Here is a 16,992-nt window from a genome sequence, read left to right as displayed (position 1 = left end):
TTTGAATTAGGCTCTCTCTTTATTATACTGGTAATAGTTTGCATTAAGTTTCTGTTATTATTGGAGGTTTTTTTCATGAAAAAATACGGAAAGGATATCCTAGTGATTATTTTTGGAGCCTTCCTTTTTGCATTAGCTGTCAATTTATTTGTTATTCCTAATGATTTGGGAGAAGGAGGAGTAACCGGGTTAGCCATTATAGCTTATTACTTATTTCAATGGTCTCCAGGTATCGTCAACTTTGCTTTAAACACCATTCTGCTTATAATCGGTTATAAATTCTTAAATAAACAAATGATTATTTATACCATTATTGCTGTTTTTTTCAACTCTTTATTTTTGCATCTAACAGAGACATGGTCGATCCATTCTGACGAATTATTTGTTAATGTTATTTTCGGCGGTGTATTTGCCGGAGTTGGAATTGGATTAATTATAAGAGTAGGCGGGACAACAGCTGGCTCGACTATTCTAGCAAGACTAACCAATAAATATCTCGGCTGGAGTATTAGTTATGGCTTACTGTTTTTTGATCTCCTTGTTGTTTTCGCCTCCTTCTTCCTAATAAAGGCAGAAGGTGTGATGCTGACAATTATTATGCTCTATGTGGGAACAAAGGTGATGGAATTTGTGATAGAAGGAGTTAATCCGAAGAAGGCAGTCACGATTATTTCCAATCATCCTGCTGAAATTGCGGATCAAGTAAACGAACAATTAAACCGTGGCGTTACTGTACTATCAGGTCATGGCTACTATACAAAAGAGAACAAGGAAATACTCTATATTATTATTAATAAACAAGAAGTTGTAAAACTAAAGAAAATAGTAAAACAAACAGATGAGGATGCTTTTATTACCATTCATGATGTAAGAGACGTCTTTGGCGAAGGGTTTATTCACCTTTCTAAAGCATAATGAGGCTATTTCAGTCAGCATATAAACCCGAACCATTATACAGAAATGTTAATAAACCTCTTGTATAATCGTTTGGGTTTTGATTTCAAAAAAGAAGGTTAAAAGAAAGCAGCCGCAAATGACTCCACTTCGCTTTCCTATTACTTAGCAGGCAAGGAGATCAAATATAATCATTCCGCACCGCATATATAGCCAATTGCGTTCGATCTCTTAATTCTAATTTTGCTAGAATTTGAGTGATGTGATTTTTAATCGTTCCAACAGATAATAATAACTCACGGGAAATTTCTTTATTTGTTTTCCCTTGGCCTATTTTTTTGAGGATTTCAATTTCCCGTGTTGTTAACACAACCGTCTGATCCCGTTCTTTCTCAGGCATGTTCTCTTTTTTTAACAGCTTTGGCATTAATTTTGCGGCAACTTGATCATGTATCGACATGCCACCCGACAAACAACTTTTGATACTATTTACTAAAGTAGTATTATCTGTCGTTTTTAGCAGAAAACCATTTGCTCCTTCTTGGAATGCTTTTATTGCGTAGTCCTCATCATTAAAAGTAGTGAGGATAAGTATTTTTATATGTGGAAATTGCTGACGAATTTGTTTCGTTGCTTCCATTCCATCCATAATTGGCATACGAATATCCATTAAAACAATATCAACGATTGTTTTTTCTAATAAAAGCAACACTTCTTTTCCATTTTCCGCTTCAGCAACCACCTTGATGTCTTCTTCTTGTTCAATAATCATCTTTAAGCCATTTCTAACAATTGCTTGATCCTCCGCAATTAACACGCGAATCATCTTCATTCCTCCCCAACAGGAATATTTCCTTGCAGGATAAATTCTCCATTTGATTGAAGAACCTCTAATTTCCCATGTCTTTCTTCTATTCTTTTTTTCATATTTTCTAAACCAAAACCATAATGAAAGGGATGCTTATGAATATAAGGATTTCTGATTTCAAATGTCAAATGCCCAATCGGGGAAACACCTAGTGTAATATGGACAGCTTTCGAACTTCCATACTTCATTGCATTGGTGATACCTTCCTGTACGGATCGATAGAGAACAGCACTTTGTTTATTACTCAGGTTTGCTTGGAGTACCCCCTGCTTTGTTGTAAAATGGACGTGAATATTGTTTTCACTTTCCAATTTTTTTATCAGCGTAATAATAGAAGCAATTCCTCTTGGCTCTTCTACTTGTAAAAGACGTACTGCTTTTCTTGTTTCTTCTAAGCTGTCAGCTGTCATATTTTTCAAAGTTAAATATTGATCCTTTTTCTCCTTAATCCAAAATTGTTCGATTTGCATCATTAAAGCAGTCAATTTATGACCGACGGAATCATGCATCTGTCTGGCAATTAAATTTCTCTCCTCCACTCTTGCTGCATGCTCATTATAGTAAGATTGTCTTTTCTGTATACGATAATCATTTAGTAAAGATTCATATGTATTTCTTATTTGACGATAATCCTCCTCCAGTTCATTTGCATGTATAAGTAAATAGGAGATTAACAGGAGAAAACTTATCCAAATCAAAGCTAAATAGGGAGAAATTATAATAACTGTTGCAGCATTTATTATAAGAAACAAGCTAATAACAATCCGAAATAAATTGGTTGATATATACCTACTCATTACTATCATAAAATACAAAAGCATTAGTAATAGATAGCTATATAACTCTCTTCCTACTGTAAACAGGATTAATTCAAGCATAACAACGATAGCAAGAAACGGTATGCTTTTTCTTTTAAATACAGGAACGAGAAAATAGAATCCTATAATAATTGAAAATAGAAATAAGTGCATAGCAAAATGCCAAGCATCAATGTTATATGCCTGATATAAAGCGCCCAAACATAAAAAAATCAGAACCACTATTTTTATCGAAAAGTCCTTCATTGTTTCTCCCTTTTCTCCTTGATCTTCTTTTATAAAAAAGCTTGTAAAAGATATCTCTTCTACAAGCTCGTTTCTATTAAATGCTGTATCCAATCACTAACACAAGCGCAAAAGAAACTACCAATAAAATCCATAGTGTTTTTGTATTTTCGGATTTTTTAGTGCGAATAAGTACCATTTCAAGCATACCGATAACCCAAATGCCTACAAGCATCTTAATTGTATGCATGAAATCCATCCCTGTTTTGGCAAGTAGGCCAATTCCAGAACCAATAATCAGAATATACACTACCCGTAACACCATATGTACGATTTTACTTCCTTTTTCTTTTCCTGCTTTATGTAAACCGAATGACAAGGCAAATAGAATTAGCCCGATAATCCATGTCAGTACATGAGCATCTGTTGAACTCATATATATCCCCTCCTTTTCTCCATTATTTTAACATAGATCGCTTTAATCGCTCTATTTTCGACTCATTATTCCTCAGCTACCACTTGATTTATCAATGTACCAATGCCTTCCACTGATATTTCAATGCTATCCCCAGCCTTTAAGAAGCGTGGCGGGTTAAATCCTTTCCCAACTCCAGCAGGCGTTCCTGTGGCAATAATATCTCCAGGTTCTAATGTCATCCCTTTAGATAATACACTTATTATTTCCTCGATCGGAAAAATAAAATGCTTTGTATTAGATTGTTGTCTTATTTCTCCATTTACTTTAGTAATAATATTTAATTCATTCGGATTAGGAATTTTATCCTTTGTTACAATCCATGGTCCAATTGGCGCCGTCGTGTCTAAGCTTTTTCCAATGAAAAATTGCTTATGCTTCTTCTGTAGATCTCTAGCGGTGATATCATTTAAGATCGTATAGCCAAATATGTAATCCAATGCCTTCTCTTTCTCAATTCCTTTTCCTTTTTTCCCAATAATAACAGCTAGTTCCCCTTCATAATCAAGCTGCTCCGTTACTTGTTTGTGTTCCATAATGTCCCCCATATGACCAATAACCGTTGTTGGAGCTTTCGTAAAAATCATCACATGCTCAGGAATGTCCGCTTTACTTCCCATTTCTATTGCGTGTTCTTCATAATTTTTGCCAACACAAAAGATATTTTTTCGCGGTCTAGGAATAGGTGCTAGAAACTTCGCCTTCTCGATTGGTATAAAAAGATTATCTTTATTATTTTGATTTTCCACCCATTCGATTAAACCTTTCACATTCTCTAAAAAATCTTCTTGTTCTAGGCATATCACAAGATCATCTGCATAAGGACGTCTTCCTGAACGTTTTTCCTCTACATCATTTAAAGATAATATTCCCTTCTTCTCCACTATCCCCACCAAAACTCTTTCCTCTATAGCAACTGTCGCAAATTTCAATTCGCTTCTCCTCCATTTTTCATGCTATCTCATTTAAGAAAATTATAAACTTTCTAAATGTTTTTTCCAAATAGAAAAAACCTAACAAAAAATATAGTCCTGTCATAAGTATTTTTTGCCAATCCATATGGACAGTTTTCTTGTCATAGTACAACCATTCATAAGAATAGGCTAATTAAGAGAAGATAATCTCCACTCATAACGAACAGTAAGACTTTAGGACGGGTGAAAGAATTGCCTTAGTAATGGGCCGAATGGTTCAACTAACCCATCAATATCGATAAGGAAACTCACTGGTGAAGTTATCTATCTAGGTAAATGTATCACCTATTCCGTTGAGTTCCATAGTATGTATAAGAATATTGGATAAAGGATGTTGTATATGCCAGCTATTGTTGGAGTAGCTCAAGTTATATCAGTTGGAGGTAGCTCTATTTTTAATATTGGTGATGTATACAAAATGATGCCTATCTCTAGCGCGAAAACTTTTTCTGGATCTGGCTCTTTTAATACGGGTGATGGATTAAATGTTACTAACTATCGTAGTTCTACTAATACGTATGATAATGATGGCATAGATCAGCCAATTGCAGCAAATGCGTAGCGTAAGTAGACTAAAAGGTGTGTGAACATGAATTACTTTATTCAACAATCTATCGTAATAAATACACTTAAAATTGGAGGTATCTCTAACTCTTCCGTATTACAAATAGGAAGTGCAGGTATTATTAAACCCGCTTCTTATTTATATAATACAGGTGGATTCACAGAATCGGCTCCTGAGCTTTCTCCAAGTGAGCCGGGACTAAACATTGCAGAAGAAGAAACAGTTTTTACGCCAGCAGTTCCCTTGCAGTCTCCTCGTAAATAGGACTAATTTTCACGAAGGAAAGGGGGGATAGAATTGTCATATGATTTTTATGAATACAGCGAAAAAATGCGTCATTATTTACAGCAGCTTGAAAAGAGAATAATCGATTTAGAAAAGCAAGTGGCTGCTTTAACCAGCGATCTTACAGCGATAAAAGAAAAACCTACTGTTCATATTGAACGAATTGATTACAGCTTCGATCAGCTAAAAGTAGAGACATTAGAAGGAACATTAAATATTGGGCTAAACCCGGAGGATTTAAGCAACATCGAAGAGCTGGCTATTAATCCAAGTTCACCAATTAGTCAACCACATGCCCCTTTCTATCCGCCTATTGATCCAAAGCAAATGATGAATCGATCTATGGATATAGAAGAGGAAATGAATCAATTTATTCAATTAGAACTACCAGATATCATTCGAAAGAAACAATTAGAGTTGAATATGTCTGAAGAAGAATCATATGTCACCTTTATTCAAGATGATATTTCTAAACAATTGCCCACTAGAATTCAATATTACTTACAACAAGGTGCTAACCGTAAACAAAATGGAAGTATTTTAACAAATGAAGCGATTATCAAAGCGTTAAAGGAAGAAATGGAAAATGGCGTGCATTTATTTTTAAGCAATATACCGGATAATATGAAGGGAAGTGGAAAAGAATGAATTTTCAAGTATACAATCGAGAGCTTCAAGTAGGAAATATAAATATTATTGGGGTTGCAAGCTCCTCTATCTGCTTAGTGGGTGATGCCCAAACTATTCAATTAGCTTCCACCTTTGATACACCTGCTGAATCTCTCATCATCGGTCCCTTTGTTCCACTGCATCCCAAAATTTAATGATGTTTCAACGTACTTCTGTTGTCGATTCGATTAATATTAGTACTGTGTCCTTTTCTTCCATTGTGGAGCTTGGTGACGCCACTTACCATCAAGCCCTTTCACGTGCTATAGCTGTTCAAAGACAAAAGGAACTCTTTTATGGATCGGAAAGTGATTATAAAGACTATGATGTTTTTAAGGAGCCTATCCCGTTAATTCCGATTATGGAAAATGTAGAATGTCATTTTGAAAATCTTAAACCGATTATTAAAGTTCATCATATAAATATTACAGGAATATCTTCTGCTTCCTTGCTTCAAATAGGGAATTGCCGTCATATATATACCGAAGCAAGAATTAAACACATTCGTCAATTCGAGCAAGATATGGCGACAGAAGCTGGAAATAACTTAATTCCATTAAATGAACCTGGCCAATTAGATATGTCAGCAAGTGAAAGTTCTGTCTCTGTTACTGGCACGGCTCTCTCTGGTTCGCCTATTTCAGACGTGGAAACATCAGCACCGGAATAATCAAAAAGATGCCATTGTGTATGCATTCGGAATTACACTTTCTTTTATAAAGCCAAATCTTCCATGTTAATAGGCCATACTGGCTAAAGATAAACTAATAACATGTTATAGAAACAAGGAGGTAAAAAAATGCCTGCAATTGTAGGACCAGTACAAATTGTTAACGTAGGGGAAGGAATTGTACAATTTGGGGATTCATTATTTATTTCTCCAAAAGGAAATTCAAAGGCAACCTTAGGCTCTGGTACCTCCAATACGGGAGCATTTATTATAACAAATAATGGATTAAACGCTAGTAACTATATAGATACAAGTTTACTTGATCAACCAGTTGTTGCAAATAACTAGCTGCTAAGCCCCTTAAGGTTCCATTATATTTTTCAAGGAGGAAATAATTATGCCTACTATAATAGGTCCGATTCAAATTGTTAACACGGGAGAGGGAATTGTGCAATTTGGAGATTCTCTATTTATTTCTCCTAAGGATAACGCAAAATCAACAGTAGGTTCAGGTACTGGAAATAATGGTGCATTTGTAATCACTAATAATGCAGTCAATTCCAGCAATTATACAGATAGCAGCGGGGTTGATCAGCCTATTTCCGGTAATAATTAATAAATATCCCACTCCGCTTTCTACATTAATTCGGCCTCCTACAAGCTTTGCAGGAGGCCATTTTATACGAATAGGACACGAGAATTTTTACAACTTCAACACATGTGCACCATCAAAAAAGAATAAGTATTTCTCTTCTATTTTTCGCTTTAAGATTTTTTCCAATGCTTCTGTATAAAGCTCTATTTGCACTTTATAGCGTGATTCTAATATTGGTTTTGCTTCTTCATATCCACTCTTATAACGACCAGATATTGTGTCTGTTTTATAATCAAGCAATACAGTACCTAAGTCATCTTCAAAGAATACATCAATAATTCCTTGAACGAGAACTGGCTCTTCTTCTCCCTGCCAGTCTGCATATACTCGGCTTGCTGGATAAGCAATATTAAAAGGAATTTCTCTTACAAGCTTTGGTGCCTGCTGCATTCTTTTTCCTAAAGGTGATTGGAAAAAGGATAAAATAGAAGCAATATCAATAACTTCTGCCTGCTCAGACGATAATAGTTCTTTTTTGACCATATCTTCTAATAATTGCGTCAGACTAGCTTCTGTAACTATCGCTTTTACATCTACATGCTGCATAACCATATGCATAGCAGTTCCGATTTCTGCGGGGCTTAATTTTTTTTCCTGCATAAACTTCGGTCGATTCCAGACCGTTTGCTTCCATTTCTTAGCAAGATCTGTCCCACTTTGAGCATCCCGCAGTTCTCCTTGACGCTTCAATTCGGATACAGACTGCTTAGAGCGATGAGAGGTGCTTTCCTTGGAAAAATAGGACCATCCGAAAGTTTCCTTAATGTCATCTTTATATACAGAGGAACGATCCATTCGCTTTCCTTCCGATACTTTTTCTAGCCATTCGTTTTCTTTATTTTCTTCCTCCACCGATCGGTTTAGAAGCTCCTCTTTTTGAAGAATTTTCACTTCCCAATTAGATGGATGGAAAGAAATTTCCTCTTTCTCACTCCAACTTTCTAAATGAATCCATTTGTTGTCACGATGTCTTACTAATGCAGGACCGATCCAATCTAAGTATGACTTCGCTTGGGCACGATCAAATTCATTTAAAAGCCAGTTTGAATGCCCTGCGATTTGGGACCATTTCTGCTTTGCCTTTTCGATATCCTTCACCGCACCTATTAAAATCAGCTTTTCCTTTGCTCTAGTTAATGCAACATATAAGACGCGCATCTCCTCTGCCAGCAACTCCATTTTTTTCTTTTTAGCAAATGCAATTTGCGGGAGAGACGGATAAGATATTCGCTTTTTGGCATCAATATATTTCGTAGCAAAACCTAAATCCTTATCCAATAAAAAGTTCTTTCTTAAATCCATTGTATTGAAATTCCGGCCCAACCCTGCCATAAATACAAATGGGAACTCTAAACCTTTACTGCTGTGAATTGTCATAATTCGAATAACATCTTCTTGTTCGGTTAAAGCTCTTGCAGCACCTAAATCATTGCCGCGATCCCTCATTCTCTCTACAAATCGCAGGAAGCGAAATAACCCGCGAAACGATGTTTCTTCATATTGCCGAGCCCTGTCATAAAGTGCACGCAAATTCGCCTGACGCTGATTTCCTGCTGGTAATCCCCCCACAAAATCATAAAAATATGTTTCTCGATAAAGCCTCCAAATTAGTTCAGATAACGCCCCTCTTCTTGCCTCAGAGCGCCAATCTGCAAATTTATCAAAGAATGGTCTTATTTTTGCATACAAAGCTTCTTCTTTCTGATTATTGGATTGAATAAAAGCTTGGATAGCTTCATAAAAAGCTCCTTGTTTCTTGGCAATCCTCAGCTTACTTAATTCCTCTTCGGTTAATCCCACGATGGGAGAGCGAAGAACCGAAGCAAGCGGAATATCTTGATATGGATTATCGATAATCTTTAGTAAAGACATCATGATATCCACTTCTGTGGATTCAAAATAGCCAGTTGTTAAATTCGCATAGGTCGGGATATTATACTGCTTTAATTCTTCCATTATTTGCGGAGCCCATGTCATGGATCGCAATAAGATGACCATATCCTTATAACGAATTGGTCGATATGCTTTTTGTTTTGCGTCATATACCTCTTGGTTTGTTTCAAATAATTCTTTTACCTTTTCAGCAATTACTCTTGCTTCTAATTGGGATTGTTCCAGTTCTGCTGCATCAAGTCCCGTTGATTCTCCGTCCATCTCCATGTCTTCGCTTGAATCACGCTGATTTACTAATGCAACTTCAATCGGATAAGGAGTTTCTTCTGGATAACTTGCACCTAGCTTTAATTCTGCACTTTCATCGTATTCGATTTCGCCTACTTTTACACCCATAATTTGTTTGAAGAGAAAGTTAGTTCCTTCTAATACTTCTTTTCTACTGCGAAAATTTTTCGCTAAATCGATTTTATAACCAGCATCTTCCCGTTCTTGAAACCGAAGATATTTCGCTAAGAATAGATTAGGCTCTGCTAATCGGAAGCGATAAATACTTTGTTTTACATCGCCAACCATAAATAGATTTCCTTCCGACTCACTATCCTTTGTTACTAGCTTTAAAATAGATTCCTGCACTAAGTTTACATCCTGATACTCATCGATAAGCACTTCTTTAAACTGATTTCGATAAAACCATGCTGCTTCTGATGGAATAAGCTCCGTGTTGTTTTCTTCTGGCTGACTTAAGATAGCTAGACAAAAGTGCTCTAAATCAGCAAAGTCCACTAACCCTTTATCCATTTTTATTTGTTGGAATCTTTGCCCAAAGGCCTCCACTAAATAAACAAGTGTCTCTACATGTGGCTTCATCGCCGCCATATCCTTTAAGAAATTCTGTGGTTTTCTTGTAAAAAGATCGCTTTGCATTTCTTGCAATATTTTTTTTGCGCGATCTCTGATTCTTTGTCCCTCTTCCACTAGCGCTGGATCATATTCGTCTCCTTTGCAAGGTTTTGCCCGTGAAAATTTCAATGACTGCATGGCCTCATATAAAGTTTCCCAGGAATGTGCCTTTGCCTTTTCTAAAATAGAGACTAATTCTAAATCGTCCAAGAAGTTGCTCGCTCTCGGGGCGGGACCTCCTGGAAGCTTTGTCAATTCGTAGCCATACTCAAGCAGCTTCCTCACACCTTCTAGCTGCAGCTCCACATCATCAATTAAATGCTTCATAAATGGCAATTCAGTAATATCTGCATCTTCTTTCCTATCATACATCTCGATTAAAGACTGTAAATAAGCAGACGGAAATGGATTAGAGCGGGAAAAATCATATATTTCTTGAATCATTCGCTGCAAAGCATCATCACTGCGGTCATTTGTAAAAGCATCTACTAGATCAAAAAAGGCGAGATTATTTTCCTTCCCGTATTCCTCTTCAAAAAGATCTTCTAAGCATTCATCTCTTAATAATTGTCCTTCTGTTTCATCAGCAATTCTAAAGCCTGGATCTAAATCAATTAGATAATAATATTTTCGAATAACTTCTAAACAGAAAGAATGTATGGTGGAGATATGGGCTTTATTTAAAAGTACCAGCTGTCTTTTTAAATGCTGGGAGGCTGGATTTGCATTGATTTCTTTTTCCAGCACTTCGCCGATCCGGTGCTTCATTTCTGCTGCTGATGCGTTCGTAAACGTAACAACGAGCAATTCATCCACATTGATTGGCTGATCGGAAACGATTTTTCGAATCATTCTTTCAACTAATACGGCTGTTTTACCTGAGCCAGCTGCCGCTGCGACTAAGATATCCTGTCCACTAGACATAATCGCTTTCCACTGATCATCTGTCCAGGTAACATCTGCTGGCTTGTCCGGTATATTAATCTCTTTCACTTGTATTAGCCTCCTCTCTAATTAATTGCAGTACCTCGTCTTTTGAGTAGGCTGGCAATTGTCTATATTGATTTGTTTCTAATGCTTCATCAAATTGACAGACAGACTTAAACGAGCAGAAAGTACAAGGCTTCTTGTCATTTAATCGATAAGGTTCTATACCTACTTCTCCACTAATAATCTTATTTCCTGAATCTTTATATTTGTGACGTACAAATTTTTGCATTTTGCTAAAGTCGTCTCTTGTAGCTACCTTCGATGCCTTCGTAAGGGTGCCATCAGTTTTAAAACCTGCCGGGACAATTGGCGAATTCCCTTTTTCCAATGTTTCATCCATTAACTGAATGACTCGTTCTTCTCCCAGCATTAACCCATTCATTTTAAACTTCTTTAATAGCTCTTCTTCAATTTCATCTAATGTAAGGATTTTTTTACTGGAAATCATCGGATTATGAACATGAAAATATAATACTCCAGCCGGGCTCGCTTTCTTATCCACCAAAATTGTGCTGTTTGTAATAATTAAGTCCAAATAAGTAAGCATCTGTAAGGACAAGCCATAGTAAACTTCATTCATATTTAATTCTTGACCACTTGATTTATAGTCAATTACACGTAAATATACTTCATCCCCAACTTCAGCCTTATCAACACGGTCAATTCTACCAATCAGATTCATATTTGTGCCATTTTTCAGCGGAAAAGAAATCGATGGCAGCTTACCTTTTGGTCCAAATTCAAGTTCTAAATCAATTGGCGAGAAACCGCTATGTTTGGCATGTTCGCTTAAAATAAGAGAAGCTCTGCTAATGATTTGTTCTAGCTTTCTTTTTATATAATGATGTCTATTAGTACTAAGCAATATCTCATTCTGCAATTTAGGTGCGAGCATTTCTACCGCATCTCTTGCTAAACTTTCACATTGCTCTCTTGTTAAACTAGACCACATTAACTCTTGATGCATAACTGTTTCCGCAATATATTTTAAGGCTGCATGAAATAAATCACCAATAGCAGGTGCTTCTAAACGATATACTTGCCGTTCGCGGAGCTTTAATCCATGGGTAGCAAAATGCGAAAATGGACAAGCATGAAATAACTCCATTCTCGAAACACTTGCTGAAATAGTATCTCCATACAATTCACTGCTTGTTTGTTCCGATAATTTCTCGGTTTTATTTTGATAAGTTAAACTAGAAAAAACCTTTTTGGCTGGTTCTCTCCAATTTGGGTGTTCGATATACTCATTGTAAACATCCCACCAGAAATCATAGATAGGATACTCTCTTTTCTTCAAATAAAGCTGGCCAGTAAGGTAAGACAAAGTTGTTTGTAAATGAACCACATAATCAAGCTGGCCTTCTTCTGACAATTCTTTCGGATCAGACATATAATAGACAGTTTCAGCTTTTGGAAATAGATCCTGCATTCTTTTGATATAAGTAGATGGCAAGATAGACTTTCCTTCATCATTTGCTAGTGGATAGGTTAAATAAAGATAATCCGTTGGCGTTGTAAATGCTTTGTATGCAAGAAACTCCTCGTCTAATAACCTTGTTTTGCTTGTAGGAGCAAGCTTCATCCCTTTTTGTTGTAATGATTCTCTATCTGTGTCTGCAAGTATTCCCTCATCCTGAAATCTCGATGGAAAAACACCCTCATTTAGACCGATAACAAACGCAACCTTTATATCATTTAAACGAGACTGTTCTAAGTCAGCAATCAATACTTGATCCAGTGCTGGAGGAACAAGAGAAAACTTTAATGTATCTAGCCCTGCACTAATCACCGTTGCAAATTGCTTTGTTGAAAATTCCTCTTCCCCGAGTATCTCCACAAATTGATCTAATAGATCTACTATACTGTTCCATGCTTGATCATGCTCTCCAGCTTTTACTAGCTCCCCTTTGCTCTCTAACTCATTCTTCCAATACTCCATCTTCACCGGCACTTCAAGCTCTTCTAAAAATAAATATAGTGCTTCACATTTCGCTCTACCAGTTTTTCCTCTTTTCAAACGGTTTTGAAGACGGATTAGAGGAGCAGTTAAAGAGAGACGCAGTTCATTTAATTCTTGTTCGAATTCCTTTTCTGCATCCGTCTGTACACCTTGTTCAAATTCCAGCCCCTTAATTCTTCGATACTTCCAGCGTTCTTTTGAAGTCCACTTATTTCCCTTTATTCCATATGCAAGACAATAGTTTTCAAGCCTGTCTACTTTTTCTCTAATCTTATTTTTACGTTCATGAAGTGGAAATAGTAACTCCGTTTTTATCGAACGAAACACCGGCTCATAGCGCCAATTTGTATCGAAAATTTCTAAAGAGGAACGGATCAGCTCCACCAAAGGATGATCATGCATTCTACTTTTCTGATCAATAAAAAAAGGGATATGATAATCTCTAAATACAGTTTCTATAATATTTTGATAGGCTGACAAATTTCGAGACAGTAAACTAATCTCTCGATAGCGGTAATTCTTATGTCTAACGAGTTTTACGATTTCCCGTGCAATCCCTTCTATTTCTGCACGCGGATTTACGCTTTCAGCAAATTTAATAGTTGCATCTTCAGTAAAAGCTCTAGCTGGTCTGCTATCAAAATGACTTTCTATATGAACTAACGATGGATGGCTACTTTTTTTGAATTTTGCGAGTTTGACAACCTCGACTTCTACTCCTAATTGCTTAGCCATCGCTTGAATAGTTTGGAAGGATTCTGTAGTCATTCGGAATAAACTTAAGTCATCATTTTGGGAAGAAAAAGGATCGAGTGTATTCGTAATCGTCACCTTTTCACATGTATGCATTAACTGCTGAATGATTAAATACTCTTGAGGTGTAAAGCTATAAAAACCATCAATATAAATTTCAGCTTTTTGCAAATAAGAGGACTCGCTAATCTTTTCCGCAAGCAAACGGAAATAATCCTCCCCATCAATGTAATTCCCAATAATTCTTTCTTCGAACTTTTCATAGATTAATTCAAGGTCACTGATTTTATCCTGTAAAGCCTTGGTTGATTCTTTTGTTCCTGCTAATTGCGCTTTCGTTGCTAACAGTTCCTCTGGAGTAACAGTATATCGTCTAAATTCCGTGACTAATTGTTCTACCTGATCAATAAATCCGTTCTTATCGGCAACTTTTTTAAATAGAGTTAGTTCATTTTTATTCTCTTCTATTATTTTTCGAATCAGCATGCTTACACCCATACTATTAATGTGGTAGCGGCTGATTCCGCCTGTTTCTTGCAGTACTCTCCATGCAAGGCGGGTAAAACTATATACTTGCGAACGAAACATTCCCTGAACATTCGAGCCAGACAATAAACGTTGATCTGACATAAAGGTCATCTGATCTGGAACGATATAAATAATCGGATTCCCTTCTGGATTTTCAGCAAGTTTCGCTTGAATTTCTTCTATACAGAACGTTGTTTTCCCGGTTCCAGACCGACCTGTTAATAAGCGAACAGTCATCCAATAACCCCCTTTTTTTCTATCTCCATTATTCCTTTTATGTAATTATCATCATAACATAGAAACACATGTTTCTATAGAAAAGTGCTGCTGGATAATTTTTCTCTTTTTCGAAGAGCTAGTTTTAACAAAAAAAAGATGCTGGGACATAATTATCCCAGCTTAAGATAGACCCAAACAATTATAAAAAAAGATTCATATAATTTTTGGCAATTTATTTATTTAAAAAAAGATGCTTACGTCCACCCTTCCCTAAAAAGAAAATTGTATTTCATTAAATGGCCAATAGCGCAAGCTTACTTTCCCAACTACTTGGTCAATAGAAATAAATCCGAAATGTCGGCTATCCCAGCTTCCTAATCGATTATCCCCTAATACAAATAATTTCCCCTTTGGAACTGTAGCTTCACCAGTAATCTCTTTTAATGTAAAATTCCCTGTCAGCCTTCCAGAAGATACTTGTTTTCGGTAATCATCTAAGAAAGGCTCCTCATACTTTTTCCCATTTATAAATAGGTGGTCATCTCTATACTCTACTTTATCTCCAGGGATGCCAATTACTCGTTTCACATAATCATCATTTTTATTTGCATGAAAAACAATAATATCAAAGTGATTAAAGTCAGTCATTTTATAACCAACTTTATTAACAACTAATTTATTTCCGTCCTGCAGGGTAGGCATCATCGATTCACCTTCCACTACATAATTGGAGAAGAAAAAAGCACGAATTATAATAAAGATGATAATTCCGATAGCAAATGCCTTTAACCATTCTATGCTTTCTTTCTTTATTGCTTCTTTCAACCTCTATCTCCTCCAAACAATATTTACAAACCATTTTATTAATGGCTTCTCTCTTTCTCATCAATCCCAACATTATTCATTTTAATTTCGATCCTTTTTCCAATAAACCAAAGAATAAAGATAGCAATCGCGACAGGTATCGTACGTAATGGCTGGGCAATCATGGAGCGTAAATCATAACCGATAAAGCTAATCGTGCTAATCATAACGAGCTTACCCGCAATTACTGCCAGAATATATTGGCTCGTACTAATTCTCGATAAACCAGCTACTATATTTACAAGTGCAGATGGTGTAAATGGAAAACATAAAAGCAAGAACAATGGGCCAAATCCATGTCTTTCAATCCAGATCATTGGCTTCTGCACTTTTTTATGATTACTTAAAAATCTCAGCATTCTTTTCTTTCCATATTTCCTAATGATAGAGAATACAAGCAATGCTCCTAAAATTGTTCCAACCCATGAATAGAGAAATCCCAGCCAAAACCCAAATGCGTTCACATTAGCCATAATAAAAACAAACAGCGGCAAGAAAGGAAAGAACGCTTCTATCAGCGGAAGTAAGACCCCTGGCAACGGTCCAAATGAACGATAACTATCAATTAAATCCATTATTCTTTCAAGCGTAAACCATTCTTTAATTAAGTTCATATCCATGAGCACAAAACCCCTTGTATAACTTACGCATCTTTTCGTATGTGTATTCTTTTAATAGTGTTGATTTTTTAATTAATCTAATAAAATACAAGGATCTTTCCGCTCCTTATATAGACATTTTCGCTTTAACATTGGCAGCCCCAAAATCCCTCTGCCTATACCATTTTAATTCGTACATCGCTAATTAAATATAAAGAATATGTTAAAAAAACTCCATTTATTGCGCTAAAAATTCTTTTATCGCTGCTTTATTTGCTTCTAAATCGACAGATAATACAGCAGCCCCATTCACTTTCATATCTTGGAAAGTTCCGTCTACTGGAACTCTTAACGATTCTACCTCATGACTTTTGGAAGTCAGTAAATCTTTGCCGATAAATAGCATATCGCCAGTATCCATGCTCGTATTAATATATGGCATAATAACCCCTGCCAATTTAGGCAATTTAGCAAATGTTTGAACAGCGGAAACCTGATCAGCGATCGCTTGTAATGTCTTTTGTTGTCTTGCTACTCTTCCAAAGTCCGATTCTGCATCATGTCGGAAACGTACATATCCCAGTAACTGCTTTCCATTTAAATGCTGTAGTCCCGGCTCTAATGTCACACCAATATTTTTAGACATTTGCTTCTCTACATCGATTTCTACACCATTTGGGAATGCTTCATCAATTACTGCTTCAAATCCTTCAAAATTGACAATTGCATAATATTGTAAATCTATATCGAAATTTTGTTTAATGGTTTGTCTTAGTAATTCAGGACCATCTACCGTATAAGCTGTATTTATTCTACCTTGTCCATATCCTGGTATATCTACATACATGTCTCTCATTAACGATATGATTTTATATGTACCTTTATCCGGATGGTATTGGGCAATCATAATCGTATCGGTTCTAGATTGCTTTTCCCCTTTACGCTGGTCACTTCCCAGTAAAAGAATATTTGTACCTCCGTTACTATCTTTTTCCCCATTAAATTCATATTTAACCTCGTCTATTCCTATCTTCCCTAACGATTGCTTCTCACCTTGCTTATATTGAAAAATACTATATATAGTTACAGCTAATATAAATAGAATAAGGACTAGAAAGAAAACTCTTCCTTTTCGTAATCTCCTTCTTTTCTTTCCTTTTCTATATTCTTCTCTCCCCATTT

General features: G+C 36.1%; 17 protein-coding genes. 8 read left to right on the top strand and 9 right to left on the bottom strand.

All coding sequences use genetic code 11. From position 1 onward, the window contains the following. Positions 1-75 precede the first annotated feature (75 nt). Positions 76-915: a YitT family protein gene (locus NiCM35_RS02355; RefSeq protein WP_095330071.1), complete on the top strand. Its 840-nt coding sequence runs from the start codon at positions 76-78 to the stop codon at positions 913-915. Between the two features lie 160 nt (positions 916-1,075). On the opposite strand, the gene NiCM35_RS02350 is transcribed toward NiCM35_RS02355, so the two are convergent. The 4 genes from NiCM35_RS02350 to NiCM35_RS02335 all read right to left on the bottom strand — a co-directional run bounded on the left by NiCM35_RS02350 (position 1,076) and on the right by NiCM35_RS02335 (position 4,212). After that, a complete protein-coding gene (locus tag NiCM35_RS02350; protein ID WP_095330072.1) occupies positions 1,076-1,720 on the bottom strand; it encodes a response regulator transcription factor in 645 nt (214 codons plus the stop codon). Between the two features lie 2 nt (positions 1,721-1,722). Further along, positions 1,723-2,919 (bottom strand): sensor histidine kinase, encoded by a 1,197-nt coding sequence (locus NiCM35_RS02345; RefSeq protein WP_123257226.1) that lies wholly within the window; start codon positions 2,917-2,919, stop codon positions 1,723-1,725. Beyond that, positions 2,903-3,241: a YisL family protein gene (locus tag NiCM35_RS02340; protein WP_095330074.1), complete on the bottom strand. Its 339-nt coding sequence runs from the start codon at positions 3,239-3,241 to the stop codon at positions 2,903-2,905. The genes NiCM35_RS02345 and NiCM35_RS02340 overlap by 17 nt, the downstream gene beginning before the upstream one ends. A 65-nt stretch (positions 3,242-3,306) precedes the next feature. Further along, positions 3,307-4,212 (bottom strand): fumarylacetoacetate hydrolase family protein, encoded by a 906-nt coding sequence (locus NiCM35_RS02335; protein WP_123257225.1) that lies wholly within the window; start codon positions 4,210-4,212, stop codon positions 3,307-3,309. A 382-nt stretch (positions 4,213-4,594) separates the two neighbouring features. On the opposite strand from NiCM35_RS02335, the gene NiCM35_RS02330 reads away from it, so the two are divergent. From NiCM35_RS02330 to NiCM35_RS02300, 7 genes are all read left to right on the top strand, one after another. Further along, on the top strand, positions 4,595-4,816 hold the full coding sequence (locus NiCM35_RS02330; RefSeq protein WP_095330076.1) for a spore germination protein: 222 nt from the start codon (positions 4,595-4,597) through the stop codon (positions 4,814-4,816). A gap of 27 nt (positions 4,817-4,843) precedes the next feature. Further along, a complete protein-coding gene (locus NiCM35_RS02325) occupies positions 4,844-5,083 on the top strand; it encodes a spore germination protein GerPB (RefSeq protein WP_095330077.1) in 240 nt (79 codons plus the stop codon). A gap of 33 nt (positions 5,084-5,116) precedes the next feature. Continuing rightward, entirely contained in the window at positions 5,117-5,752 is a 636-nt protein-coding gene (gerPC, locus tag NiCM35_RS02320) for a spore germination protein GerPC (protein ID WP_433778502.1), read from the top strand. Further along, the gene (locus NiCM35_RS02315; RefSeq protein WP_016202027.1) at positions 5,749-5,928 is read left to right on the top strand and encodes a hypothetical protein; all 180 of its coding nucleotides are present in this window, start codon (positions 5,749-5,751) and stop codon (positions 5,926-5,928) included. The genes gerPC and NiCM35_RS02315 overlap by 4 nt, the downstream gene beginning before the upstream one ends. Continuing rightward, complete coding sequence (locus NiCM35_RS02310; protein WP_235850262.1) at positions 5,928-6,443, top strand: spore germination protein GerPE; 516 nt, start codon at positions 5,928-5,930, stop codon at positions 6,441-6,443. Before NiCM35_RS02315 ends, NiCM35_RS02310 begins: the two co-directional genes overlap by 1 nt. Positions 6,444-6,572: 129 nt before the next feature. After that, a complete protein-coding gene (locus NiCM35_RS02305; RefSeq protein WP_047943094.1) occupies positions 6,573-6,791 on the top strand; it encodes a spore germination protein in 219 nt (72 codons plus the stop codon). Positions 6,792-6,840: 49 nt separating this feature from the next. Then, entirely contained in the window at positions 6,841-7,059 is a 219-nt protein-coding gene (locus NiCM35_RS02300) for a spore germination protein (RefSeq protein ID WP_095330080.1), read from the top strand. 87 nt (positions 7,060-7,146) lie between these two features. Here NiCM35_RS02300 and addA read toward each other — a convergent pair whose 3' ends face one another. The 5 genes from addA to NiCM35_RS02275 all read right to left on the bottom strand — a co-directional run bounded on the left by addA (position 7,147) and on the right by NiCM35_RS02275 (position 16,990). Further along, complete coding sequence (addA, locus tag NiCM35_RS02295; protein ID WP_095330081.1) at positions 7,147-10,887, bottom strand: helicase-exonuclease AddAB subunit AddA; 3,741 nt, start codon at positions 10,885-10,887, stop codon at positions 7,147-7,149. Then, positions 10,874-14,365, bottom strand: a complete 3,492-nt coding sequence (addB, locus tag NiCM35_RS02290; RefSeq protein ID WP_095330082.1) for a helicase-exonuclease AddAB subunit AddB — start codon at positions 14,363-14,365, stop codon at positions 10,874-10,876. The genes addA and addB overlap by 14 nt, the downstream gene beginning before the upstream one ends. 252 nt (positions 14,366-14,617) lie before the next feature. Beyond that, entirely contained in the window at positions 14,618-15,172 is a 555-nt protein-coding gene (gene lepB, locus NiCM35_RS02285) for a signal peptidase I (protein ID WP_095330083.1), read from the bottom strand. A gap of 38 nt (positions 15,173-15,210) precedes the next feature. After that, positions 15,211-15,831 carry a TVP38/TMEM64 family protein gene (locus tag NiCM35_RS02280; RefSeq protein WP_095330084.1) on the bottom strand — a complete coding sequence of 207 codons (621 nt, stop codon included), beginning with the start codon at positions 15,829-15,831 and terminating at the stop codon, positions 15,211-15,213. A gap of 217 nt (positions 15,832-16,048) precedes the next feature. Next, the gene (locus tag NiCM35_RS02275) at positions 16,049-16,990 is read right to left on the bottom strand and encodes an LCP family protein (protein ID WP_095330085.1); all 942 of its coding nucleotides are present in this window, start codon (positions 16,988-16,990) and stop codon (positions 16,049-16,051) included. Positions 16,991-16,992 lie beyond the last annotated feature (2 nt).

This window comes from Niallia sp. M35, assembly GCF_050971705.1.
GTDB classification, from domain to species: Bacteria; Bacillota; Bacilli; order Bacillales; family Cytobacillaceae; genus Niallia; species Niallia circulans_A.
The sequence above is the reverse complement of the archived record's forward strand: the minus strand, read 5'-3'. Positions and strand labels throughout refer to the sequence as shown.

Excerpts from the sequence above, each read along its gene's own strand:
- NiCM35_RS02355 (WP_095330071.1), top strand. The coding sequence starts at position 76 with ATGAAAAAATACGGAAAGGATATCCTAGTGATTATTTTTGGAGCCTTC.
- NiCM35_RS02350 (WP_095330072.1), bottom strand. The coding sequence starts at position 1,720 with ATGATTCGCGTGTTAATTGCGGAGGATCAAGCAATTGTTAGAAATGGC.
- NiCM35_RS02340 (WP_095330074.1), bottom strand. The coding sequence starts at position 3,241 with ATGAGTTCAACAGATGCTCATGTACTGACATGGATTATCGGGCTAATT.
- NiCM35_RS02330 (WP_095330076.1), top strand. The coding sequence starts at position 4,595 with ATGCCAGCTATTGTTGGAGTAGCTCAAGTTATATCAGTTGGAGGTAGC.
- NiCM35_RS02325 (WP_095330077.1), top strand. The coding sequence starts at position 4,844 with ATGAATTACTTTATTCAACAATCTATCGTAATAAATACACTTAAAATT.
- NiCM35_RS02315 (WP_016202027.1), top strand. The coding sequence starts at position 5,749 with ATGAATTTTCAAGTATACAATCGAGAGCTTCAAGTAGGAAATATAAAT.
- NiCM35_RS02310 (WP_235850262.1), top strand. The coding sequence starts at position 5,928 with ATGATGTTTCAACGTACTTCTGTTGTCGATTCGATTAATATTAGTACT.
- NiCM35_RS02305 (WP_047943094.1), top strand. The coding sequence starts at position 6,573 with ATGCCTGCAATTGTAGGACCAGTACAAATTGTTAACGTAGGGGAAGGA.
- NiCM35_RS02300 (WP_095330080.1), top strand. The coding sequence starts at position 6,841 with ATGCCTACTATAATAGGTCCGATTCAAATTGTTAACACGGGAGAGGGA.
- addB (WP_095330082.1), bottom strand. The coding sequence starts at position 14,365 with ATGACTGTTCGCTTATTAACAGGTCGGTCTGGAACCGGGAAAACAACG.
- NiCM35_RS02280 (WP_095330084.1), bottom strand. The coding sequence starts at position 15,831 with ATGGATATGAACTTAATTAAAGAATGGTTTACGCTTGAAAGAATAATG.
- NiCM35_RS02275 (WP_095330085.1), bottom strand. The coding sequence starts at position 16,990 with ATGGGGAGAGAAGAATATAGAAAAGGAAAGAAAAGAAGGAGATTACGA.